Raw genomic sequence first — 9,904 nt, forward strand, 5'->3', positions numbered from 1 at the left:
AACTCCGGCGTGAACGTTCGTTTCGTTGTCCCCATCAGACACCTTCCAGCCCCCATGGGAGCGTAGCAGAGGTGTCCACTCATTCAGAGGAGGATCAGAAGGGTGTTGCGAGGATCTACGATCATCCTCGCGACCGTCCCGCCGTCCTGAGCCTGTCCCATGAGCCGCTTGGCCCGCAGCTGGAGCAGGTCGAGCCGCTTGTTCAGCAAGTCGCGATGTCTCTGCCGCTTGCCCTCGAGCTGACCGATGATGTGCTCCTTCTCGGCCTTCGGGCCGGACCATGTCTCCAGGCGCTCGCAGTCGATCCGGAATCCGAACTCGACATCAGCCTGCGCGGCCAGTGTCATCTGGAGGCAGCCCGTCAGGTCGTCGAGTTCGAGCCCGTCCGGCAGATCGGCGGGCAACGCTTCAGCCGGGCCTTCTCCGCTCAAATCGAAGGGCGGCGGCCTAACTGGCGCGGTGAGCGGCAGGAGCACGTTGGAGCCGGCCAGGACCGCGCCCGATGCATCCCGCAGAGGCGTCGGGTGCGGCATGAAGGGGATCAGCGTCCCGTCCGGCCGCTCCAGCACGGCCTGCACCCCGCGCACGGCACGACCCTCCTTCAGCGCGACGGCCATCGGGCACTGGTCGAGGGGCAGGGGCGCGCCTTCCGTCGTGAAGATCCGCCAGGAACCGCACCAGCGAGTCTTGCCGAGTTCAGGATGGTAGCCCCAGAGATCGGCCGCCGCCTCGTTGTAGTAGGTCAGCCAGCCATCCGCGTCGGTCGTGTAGGCCGGCGACTTGATCTGCTTGAACAACTCAGCCCGAGACGGCTCGTAGCACCAGCCCCGGTCCGGCGCGTCGAGCACGTAGTCAGATTCGTCCGACCTCAAGGCGTTCTCCCTCGACCGGCGGGCCACGACATGCCCGCAGGCAGCATTCCGGTTGCTCCGTCTGTCGCGAGTACGTGGGAACCGAATCTGCTCATGCAATGGCAGTGCCTTATACGGACGCTCCTAAACTCGCACAGACACTGACCCCGGCCCGTCAGGCAGCCACGCTCTGCTCCGACGAGGTGCCTTGTTCGCGCGTGTTTAGTAGCACAGCGATTGCGCGCTGCTCCTCTAAGAAGAACTCGTGCAGCGCGTTATAGAAGCGGTGCATTGAGCGACACGCTTCATAGATCGTGTCGTCCTGCTCGCCCTGCGAGAGCTTGAGGTAGTTTCGCGCCTTGATTTCAGCAGTTCGCGCACCAGCCATACACTCGGCCAGAGCCTTCTTTATCTGAGGCGATTTGTTCTCGTTCAGGTAAGTAGCTTCGGCCAAGGCGCGTCTCTCCATCTCACATCGCGGGTGATCTTTCAGCCCCGCTTTCCACGGTGCCAAAGCCGCATCCGAGAGAGTCGCTTGGCATGTGGCATGCCAACATATCGTGAGCGCGCGCGGCGGCGCTAACAGATGTTATCGGTGCCATCAGTTTGGTCCGCGCCGGTGCCGGCGCCCGACCTCGTCATGAATGAGGACGCTGTCTCCCTTTTCGTCGGCAATGGCTTGTAGAGGGCGGCGAGTCGCATGCCGGTCCAGGGGACCGCGAGGTCGGGACTAGCTGGTCGAGAAGGAACAAGGCTGGCCGGTCTGACACTGCGTGACGACGGCGTTCACACCGCATCGTACGCTGTCGTCGAGTGATGACATACGGCTCAATGAAGAGAGGCTCCTGGGTTCTGTCGACCCGGATCAAGGCCGCGCCGGCACCCCGGTGAGCCCCATGGTGGGGCCCTCTCAAGAAGGCAGTTGGGCAATCGCCTCCATCGTCGTGGGCCGCCGGGACAACAGGCAGGTTATGATAGGAAAATAACAGTGTTGCCTGTCTCTTCTTCTCCTGATCGTGTTTGGTCCCCGGGGCGGCACGACCGCCCCGGCGCGGTCTCATACATCGACATCGTCGGCATCATCGGCGAAGGGTTCCATTTCAGGCTTGGCCTGCCCTGTCATGAGCCGCCGACATCGGATGTGTCAGCGAGACCGAGGTGGGCAAATTGTTCTACCCGCACCGCGAAGCGGACCCGCATTCAATTAGGCCCAGACGAGAACGTGATTGGACCCTGGGTAGGTCGCGTCCCTTCTTGGCCGGGGACAACAGGAGCATTTTCTATAGAGATCGTTTTCTTCTGTCCCTGTTATCCCTGGGTTGTTCCTCCGGCGACGACCGAGGATCCCGTCGAACACGGAGTCAGTGTGCGCCAGCCCGGCCCTTGGGGTCCGTGATCATGTAGGCGCGATCGAGATCGTCCAAGTCGCGGTCGATGAAGCGATGCTCGATCCCGAAGGCCGCCGTGACAGGCCTTCTCAGGAAGCACACCGCTTGATCCGCCGAACGACCAAAACGGACGTAAAGCGGTTGCCTGGAGATCGCCGGAAACGGTCGGGCCGCTTTCCGCATCAGAATCGCAGAAGCGGACGTTCGTTGCGCCCCATACGACCATCTCAAAGTGCCCCCTTTTGGATCTTCATCCTCATCTCAAAGGCCTGCTTCGCTGCATAGACATGCGTGGGAAGGCTCGTGCGCAGGCGTGAAGCTGCCCTGCGTTCGTCGCAGCTAGTGGCGTCCCTGCAGGGCAGCCTTGCCTGAGCAGGGTCGTCTCAGGGGCACGTCAGGGAACTAGCTTGAGCGAACGTCCCGGGCGGGATCAGGCATGAGGAGGTCACCTCCAGCCATGATCGCTTTGCGGGTCGGAAGGGGCGCGAGCCCGGATGAGAGTTCGCAAGAGCCAGATGGAGAGTCGATGAACGCGCAAGGCCCGGCGATTGCCGCCCCTCTCGACACGGCGACCGCACCAGCCGCGTCAGTGCCAGGGGCTCACCCGGCCCTCGTCCTCGCCGCGTTGGCGATGGGCGGCTTCGCCATCGGCACGACCGAGTTCGCGGCGATGAGCCTCCTGCCGGCCTTTACGCCCGACCTCGGCATCGACGCGCCCACGGCCGGCCACGTGATCAGCGCCTACGCCCTGGGCGTGGTGGTCGGCGCGCCCGTCATTGCGGTGCTGGCAGCCAAGATCGCCCGACGCACCCTCCTCGTCGGCCTGATGGTACTGTTCGCGCTCGGCAACGGCCTCTCTGCGCTGGCGCCGAGCTATCCCTGGATGGTGGCCTTCCGCTTCCTCGCGGGCCTGCCGCACGGCGCCTATTTCGGCGTGGCGGCGCTGGTCGCGGCCTCGCTCGTCCCGCGCGAACGCCGCTCCCAGGCGGTGTCGCGGGTGATCGCCGGCCTGACGGTCGCCACCGTGGTGGGCGTACCGCTCGCCAATGGCCTTGGCCAGCTCGCCGGCTGGCGCTGGAGCTTCGGCCTCGTCGCCCTGCTCGCCCTGACGACCGCGACGCTGGTACGGGTCTTCGCCCCGCGCGGGAGCCCGGCCCCCGGGGCGAGCGCCTTACGGGAGCTCGGTGCGCTGCGGCGCGGGCAGGTCTGGCTGACGCTCGGCACCGGCGCCATCGGCTTTGGCGGCCTGTTCTCGGTCTACACCTACCTGGCCTCGACGATGCTGGAGGTCACCCACGCCGCGCCGACCGCCATCCCGCCGGTGCTCGCTCTGTTCGGCCTCGGCCTCACCGTGGGCAACCTCGCCTGCGCCTGGGCGGCTGACCGGGCGCTGATGCCGGCGGCCGGCCTGACGCTGCTCTGGAGTGCGGGCGCGCTCGCCCTCTACCCGTTCGCCACGGCGAGCCTGTGGACGCTCGGACCCGTGGTGTTCCTGATCGGCTGCGGCGGCGGTCTCGCCACCATCCTGCAGACCCGGCTGATGGACGTAGCGGAGGACGCGCAGACACTCGCGGCCGCTCTCAACCATTCCGCCTTCAACGTCGCGAACGCGCTCGGGCCGTGGCTCGCAGGTCTCGCGCTCGCGACCGGGTTGGGCCTGCCCGCGACCGGCTGGGTTGGGGTGGCCCTGGCGCTCGGAGGTTTTGCGATCTGGGCAATGTCCCTTCTCGCGGAGCGGCGCTCCCGTCTGACCCGGGCGCGGCCGGTGCGAACGGCACCCTGAACCCGGAGGCGTCGAGGCGTCGAGGATTGCGCCGGGTGCGCCCCGCGAAAAGGGATCTTCGGGCGTTTCAGTCATGCTTATGTTCGAACACAGTTTTCCTAGCAATTCGGGGCGTATCGCAAAGTTAATTCAGGATACTAAAAGCCGATTTTACAATCATCAAGGTAATATCACGGTATGTAACCCCTCGTTTGGCGCTGCGAGGCTTTCTGTTCGGAGTTTTGCTCCGCTCCGATTTTCGGAGGCGAGGCTATGCAGCACCACGAACGGTCCAGTGGCGAGGAGGCTCCGCCGGATCAGGCGCTGGCATAGGCATTAGCGCGATCGCGCACAGGGAGGCGGGACGTGGGTCCCGCCATTCTTTTATTCTCAGGTCGCGGTTCCATCTGGGCGGCGCGGATGCCTACACTGGCTGCCGCGTCTCCATGATGACCTCGCTCGCCATCGGGCTGTACGCCTCGCCTGGCTACCTGGAGCGCCGTCCGGCCCCGGCGGGGCTGCCCGAACTCGCCGAGCACGACCTGATCCTCGCTCGCGAGAAGCTTGGGCCCACAGCGCAACTGCTCTCCGCCGGCGGCCAAATCGAGCCGGTCGCGCTGCGGCCGGCCGTCCTCGCGATCGATTTCGCGGCGGTCCTGAGACACACACTCGTCAGCGCAGGCGTCGGCCAGCTCCCGATTCTGGTAGCGGCCCGCGCCGTCCAGGGCGGCGACCTCGTCCGCGTGCTCCTGGGTTGGGCTGCCGGCAGCGGGACGCTCCGCGCGATCAGCCTGGCGGGGCGAGAGTTGCCGATGCGCGTCCGCCTGTTCCGCGAGCACGTGCGTGGCGCCTTGGCCAGCCGTTTCGCCGTGGAGACGGAGCCACGCTGCAGCGGGGCGGCAGCGGCTCCTTCTCATCGCTGACGCGTTCCAGGGGCGCGGGCGTCATGTGCGTGGCCGCCTTGGCGGACCACCGTGCACTAGTCCGTCCTCATGACCAGAGTACCGTTCAGACCGCTTTTTGGAAACAGTAAGTTTCCATCGTTTCCATTTTCGGCGGGCCGGTCAGCCCGTAAGTTTTGATCATCCAGCGGCGCCCAGGCGACGCACACGAGAGGGAGCGTCTTCGATGCCCAAGATCCTGGTCCTGTACTATTCCAGCTACGGCCACATCGAGACGATGGCGAACGCCGTCGCCGAGGGAGCCCGCGCCGCCGGGGCCGAGGCGGTGGTCAAGCGGGTCCCGGAAACCGTGCCGGAGGAAGTGGCGAAGAACAGCTACTACAAGCTCGACCAGGCCGCACCGGTCGCCACCGTCGACGAGCTGCCCGAGTACGACGCCATCATCGTCGGCACGGGCACCCGCTACGGTCGCATGACCTCGCAGATGGCGGCCTTCCTCGATCGCACGGGCGGCCTGTGGGCCAAAGGCGCCCTCAATGGCAAGGTCGGCGCGGCCTTCACCTCCACCGCCACCCAGCACGGCGGCCAGGAGACCACCCTGTTCTCGATCATCACCAACCTGATGCATCTCGGTATGGTCGTCGTGGGCCTGCCGTACTCGTTCCAGGGCCAGATGCGGCTCGACGAGGTGACCGGCGGCGCGCCGTACGGCGCCACCACCATCGCGGGCGGCGACGGCTCGCGTCAGCCCACCGCGAACGAGCTCGAAGGCGCCCGCTACCTCGGTGGCCACGTCGCCCAAACGGCCGCCAAGCTCACCGCCTGAACCCACCGCGTCGGCAAGGAGAAGCTGCCATGTCCGTCAACGGCATCCACCACGTCACCGCCATCTCCGGGCCGGCGCGGCGCAACGTGGACTTCTACACCAATGTCCTCGGCCTCCGGCTGGTGAAGCGGACCGTCAACTTCGACGATCCGGGCACCTACCACCTCTACTACGGGGACGAGGCCGGCTCCCCGGGCACGATCCTGACGTTCTTTCCCTGGGCGAACGTCGCGCCCGGCCGGCTCGGGGTCGGCGAGACCCAGGAAACCGCGTTCCGGGTCCCCGCCGGCTCCATCCAGGCGTGGCAGCGGCGCTTCGCCTACGGCGGCGTCGCCCACGACCCGGTCGAGGAGCGCTTCGGCGAGGCTATCCTGCCCTTCCGCGACCCGGACGGGATGCGCCTCGCCCTCGTTGGCGTCGCCGGCATCGAAGGGGAGCCGGCCTGGACCAGCGGCGTGCCTGCGGAGCGGGCCGTGCGGGGCTTCCACTCGGTCCGCCTCCTGGTCCGCGACGGCGCGCCTACCGGCGCGATCCTCACCGACGTGTTCGGCTTCGCCGAGGGCGACCGCGACGGCTCCGCCACACGCTTCAAGGCGGACGCCACCGCGGGCGGATTCGTCGACCTGGTCGCGGATCCCGAGGCCCGGTCCGGCCGGCAGGGCGGCGGCTCGGTCCACCACGTCGCCTTCCGCGCCGTCGACGACGCGGCCGAGATGGCGATGGGCCGGAAGCTCATCGAGAACCACGGCATCCAGACGACCGACCAGAAGGACCGCAACTACTTCCGGTCGCTCTACTTCCGCGAGCCCAACGGCGTGCTGTTCGGGATCGCGACCGACGTCCCGGGCTTCGCGGTCGACGAGCCGGCGTCCTCCCTAGGGCAGGCCCTGAAGCTGCCGCCGCAGTACGAGCCGCGGCGCAAGGAGATCGAGGCCGTCCTCCCGGACCTCGGCATCTGAGCCGCCTCCTCACACGGCCAGCCCAACGACCTTTTCACATCCCTCGGCACTGGCCCCGGCCGGTGCCGTCATCCGGTGCGCACCATGACCAATAGCCAGCTTTCCCACGTCCATCGCTACCAGCCGGCGACGAAGCCGGGCCGGGCGCCACTCCTGCTCCTGCACGGGACGGGCGGCGACGAGAACGATCTCCTCCCACTCGGCGGGATGCTGTCGGAAGGGGCCGCGTTGCTCTCGCCGCGCGGTCGGGTCCTGGAGAACGGCATGCCCCGCTTCTTCCGGCGTCTGGCCGAGGGCGTCTTCGACGAGGCCGACGTGCGTCGCCGCGCCGACGAGCTCGCCGACTTCATCGTGGAGGCCCGTGAAGCCTACGGGCTTCCGGCGCCTGTCGCGGTCGGCTTCTCGAACGGGGCGAACATCGCCGCCGCCGTCCTGCTCCTCCGTCCGGAAGTGCTGGCCGGCGCTGCGCTCCTGCGCGCGATGGTGCCCCTCGCCGAGGCGCCTCGCGCCGATCTCGCCGGGAAGCCGGTGCTGATCCTCTCGGGCGCCGCCGACCCCATCGTGCCGGCGGAGAACGCCGCCCGGCTCGCGGCGATGCTCGCCGCGGCCGGTGCCGCCGTCGATCACGAGATCCTGCCGGCGGGTCACGGCCTCTCCCAATCTGACGTGGCCATGGCGAAGGCGTGGCTCGACAGGATCTGACCTTCCCTCCAACCCTTTCGGGATCTATGCCATGCACCTCACCGGTATCCACCACGTTACAGCCGTGACGGGCGACGCTCGCCGCAACCACGCCTTCTACACGGGCACGTTAGGCCTTCGCCTGGTCAAGAAGACCGTCAACCAGGACGATGTCTCCGCCTACCATCTGTTCTACGCCGACGGCCAAGGCACGCCCGGCAGCGACATCACGTTCTTCGACTGGCCGGTCGAGCGGGAGCGCCGGGGTACGAACAGCGTCAGTCGCACCAGCCTCCGGGTCACCGGCATGAACGCGCTCTACTGGTGGGCGGCCCGGTTGCGCGAGCTGGGCGTCGAGCACGGCGGGATCGTCGAGCGCGGAGGCCGGGCTGTCCTCGACTTCGAGGACCCGGAGGGCCAGAGGCTCGCCCTGGTCGACGACGGCGGGATGGGCGAGGGTCACTCCTGGGAGCGCAGCCCCGTTCCGGCCGAGTACCAGATCCGCGGGCTCGGGCCCGTCGAACTCTGCGTGCCTTCGCTGGAGGGCACGAGCTTCGTGCTGCTCAACCTGCTGGGGATGCGACGCCGTCGCGAGGAGGCAACCCCGTCCGGCGCGTTGCATGTGTTCGAGATGGGCTCGGGCGGTCCGGCGGCGGAACTGCACGTCGCTGTGCGCCCGGACCTGGCACCGGCACGTCCGGGCGCCGGGGGCGTTCACCACCTGGCCCTGCGCACGCCGGACAAGGCGCAGTACCGCGCCTGGGCGGAGAAGCTCGGCGCCTGGGGTGTGCCGAACTCCGGCCCGGTCGACCGCTATTATTTCGAGAGCCTGTACTTCCACGAGCCGAACGGGATCCTGTTCGAGATCGCCACCGACGGCCCGGGTTTCGCCGCGGACGAGCCAGCCGAGACGCTGGGCGAGCGGCTGTCCCTACCGCCGTTCCTTGAGCTTGAAAGGGAGCGGATCGTGGCCGGGCTCGTTCCCCTGCCGATGAACTGACGGTTGCCGGCGTGGGGCGGGCCCGCGCCGGCGGTGACGCTGTTCAATAGGGAGGAACATCGTGAGCTCAGGCTGGCCCGACATCCCCTACGAGCCGTGGCGCGAGACCTGCTCCGCGCTGCACCTCTATGCCCAGGTCGTCGGCAAGTACCGGCTCGCGCGCACGCCCTGGGTCAACCATTCCTGGCACGCGACCTTCTATGTCGACGCGCGCGGCCTCACGACGTCCCTCGTCCCCGACGGTCCGGGAGGGGTGGAGATCTCCTTCGACATCCTCGGCCACGCGGTGACCGGGGTCGCCACGGACGGGCGTCGGGCGGAGTTCGCGCTCGGGCCGATGTCCGTGGCCGAGTTCCACGCGCGTTTCCTCGACCTGCTCCGGTCGCTCGGCGCCACGCCGGACGACTTCGGCCGGCCGAACGAGGTACCGGACCCCATCCCGTTCACGCAGGACCGGGCAGAGCGGCCCTACGACGCCGAGGCGGTGGCGCGCTACTTCCAAGCGCTGGTGTCGGTCGACCGCGTGTTAAAGCGCTTCCGCACCGGCTTCCTCGGCAAGGCGAGCCCAGTGCATCTCTTCTGGGGCAGCTTCGACCTGGTGGTGACCCGTTTCTCGGGTCGTCCCGCGCCGCGCCATCCCGGCGGCATCCCTGGTTTGCCGGACTCAGTCACGCGCGAGGCGTACAGCCACGAGGTGTCATCGGCCGGGTTCTGGCCCGGCGGCAACGGCATCGATTTTCCAGCATTTTACTCGTACGCGTACCCGAAGCCCGACGGCTTTGGCGATGCGCGGCCATCCCCTGAGGCGGCCTACTTTGACGAGAAGTTGGGCGAGTTCCTGCTGCCCTACGATGCCGTGCGGCGCTCACCTGACCCGGAGGCAGCGGTCATGGCCTTCCTGGAGAGCACCTATCGGGCGGCGGCCGGGCTCGGCGGTTGGGATCGCGGGGCGCTCGAATGTCCCACCGGCATCCCGAGACAGCCGCGTCTCGTGTGAGCGTCCGCAGTCACTCCGGCCGGAGGCGAGGCCTGCTAGTCGCGCCTGCCTTGAAGTGAGGCGAATTGGCAGAGCTGGCTCGCGAGCGGGGCCCCGAGAGTACCCGCCCTCGTGCCCGGAGCAGTGCTCCTGTGCCCGATCGCGACCGCCTCTTCCAGGATTTGGTGGCCCTCTTCCGGCGAGACCTCGCCAATGTCGAGGCTGGCATCTACCCGCTGCCGGACGATCACGACGGCTCGCTGGCGCTTCGCATCCGCCGCTCTCGTCTGTTCTTTCAGGACCTGCCAGAGGTCCACCGCCGACGCGAGAACGGTGAGCACAGCGAGGTGCTCAGTGAAGAGACGCGCGGTAAGCGACCCCGCTACTATCTCCAGAACTTCCACTTCCAGTCCGGCGGCTGGATGACCGATGACTCGGCGCAGCGCTACGACACGCAAGTCGAGGTGCTGTTCAACGGGTCAGCCAATGCCATCCGGCGGCAGGTGCTCCCGCCCTTGCACGAGGTCTTCGCAGGGCGCGACCAGCGCACGTTGAGCCT

At 67.7% G+C, this 9,904-nt stretch carries 10 protein-coding genes and 1 pseudogene; 8 read left to right on the plus strand and 3 right to left on the minus strand.

The window, feature by feature from the left end; translation table 11 throughout:
* Positions 1 to 83 precede the first annotated feature (83 nt).
* The 3 genes from WDW90_RS31950 to WDW90_RS31960 form a co-directional block, all read right to left on the minus strand.
* A complete protein-coding gene (locus tag WDW90_RS31950) occupies positions 84 to 872 on the minus strand; it encodes a PAS domain-containing protein (protein WP_336491618.1) in 789 nt (262 codons plus the stop codon).
* A gap of 154 nt (positions 873 to 1,026) precedes the next feature.
* The gene (locus WDW90_RS31955; RefSeq protein WP_336491620.1) at positions 1,027 to 1,305 is read right to left on the minus strand and encodes a hypothetical protein; all 279 of its coding nucleotides are present in this window, start codon (positions 1,303 to 1,305) and stop codon (positions 1,027 to 1,029) included.
* Positions 1,306 to 2,212: 907 nt separating this feature from the next.
* Complete coding sequence (locus WDW90_RS31960) at positions 2,213 to 2,341, minus strand: hypothetical protein (protein WP_336491623.1); 129 nt, start codon at positions 2,339 to 2,341, stop codon at positions 2,213 to 2,215.
* A 424-nt stretch (positions 2,342 to 2,765) separates the two neighbouring features.
* On the opposite strand from WDW90_RS31960, the gene WDW90_RS31965 reads away from it, so the two are divergent.
* From WDW90_RS31965 to WDW90_RS32000, 8 genes and pseudogenes are all read left to right on the plus strand, one after another.
* Complete coding sequence (locus WDW90_RS31965; RefSeq protein WP_336491624.1) at positions 2,766 to 4,022, plus strand: MFS transporter; 1,257 nt, start codon at positions 2,766 to 2,768, stop codon at positions 4,020 to 4,022.
* A 425-nt stretch (positions 4,023 to 4,447) separates the two neighbouring features.
* Positions 4,448 to 4,924: a LysR substrate-binding domain-containing protein gene (locus tag WDW90_RS31970; RefSeq protein ID WP_336491625.1), complete on the plus strand. Its 477-nt coding sequence runs from the start codon at positions 4,448 to 4,450 to the stop codon at positions 4,922 to 4,924.
* A gap of 205 nt (positions 4,925 to 5,129) precedes the next feature.
* Positions 5,130 to 5,729 (plus strand): NAD(P)H:quinone oxidoreductase, encoded by a 600-nt coding sequence (wrbA, locus tag WDW90_RS31975; protein WP_336491627.1) that lies wholly within the window; start codon positions 5,130 to 5,132, stop codon positions 5,727 to 5,729.
* A 29-nt stretch (positions 5,730 to 5,758) separates the two neighbouring features.
* Positions 5,759 to 6,688 (plus strand): ring-cleaving dioxygenase, encoded by a 930-nt coding sequence (locus tag WDW90_RS31980; protein ID WP_336491628.1) that lies wholly within the window; start codon positions 5,759 to 5,761, stop codon positions 6,686 to 6,688.
* Positions 6,689 to 6,772: 84 nt separating this feature from the next.
* Positions 6,773 to 7,390 (plus strand): alpha/beta hydrolase, encoded by a 618-nt coding sequence (locus tag WDW90_RS31985; RefSeq protein ID WP_336491629.1) that lies wholly within the window; start codon positions 6,773 to 6,775, stop codon positions 7,388 to 7,390.
* Between the two features lie 31 nt (positions 7,391 to 7,421).
* Positions 7,422 to 8,369, plus strand: coding sequence for a ring-cleaving dioxygenase (locus WDW90_RS31990; protein WP_336491630.1), 948 nt, complete (start codon positions 7,422 to 7,424; stop codon positions 8,367 to 8,369).
* 61 nt (positions 8,370 to 8,430) lie between these two features.
* A complete protein-coding gene (locus WDW90_RS31995; RefSeq protein WP_336491631.1) occupies positions 8,431 to 9,366 on the plus strand; it encodes a DUF5996 family protein in 936 nt (311 codons plus the stop codon).
* A 131-nt stretch (positions 9,367 to 9,497) separates the two neighbouring features.
* A pseudogene (locus WDW90_RS32000) lies at positions 9,498 to 9,904 on the plus strand (class I SAM-dependent methyltransferase); the annotation flags it as partial.

It is taken from the genome of Methylobacterium nigriterrae, from assembly GCF_037106235.1.
GTDB classification, from domain to species: domain Bacteria; phylum Pseudomonadota; class Alphaproteobacteria; order Rhizobiales; family Beijerinckiaceae; genus Methylobacterium; species Methylobacterium nigriterrae.

Excerpts from the sequence above, each read along its gene's own strand:
- WDW90_RS31965 (WP_336491624.1), top strand. The coding sequence starts at position 2,766 with ATGAACGCGCAAGGCCCGGCGATTGCCGCCCCTCTCGACACGGCGACC.
- WDW90_RS31970 (WP_336491625.1), top strand. The coding sequence starts at position 4,448 with ATGATGACCTCGCTCGCCATCGGGCTGTACGCCTCGCCTGGCTACCTG.
- wrbA (WP_336491627.1), top strand. The coding sequence starts at position 5,130 with ATGCCCAAGATCCTGGTCCTGTACTATTCCAGCTACGGCCACATCGAG.
- WDW90_RS31980 (WP_336491628.1), top strand. The coding sequence starts at position 5,759 with ATGTCCGTCAACGGCATCCACCACGTCACCGCCATCTCCGGGCCGGCG.
- WDW90_RS31985 (WP_336491629.1), top strand. The coding sequence starts at position 6,773 with ATGACCAATAGCCAGCTTTCCCACGTCCATCGCTACCAGCCGGCGACG.
- WDW90_RS31990 (WP_336491630.1), top strand. The coding sequence starts at position 7,422 with ATGCACCTCACCGGTATCCACCACGTTACAGCCGTGACGGGCGACGCT.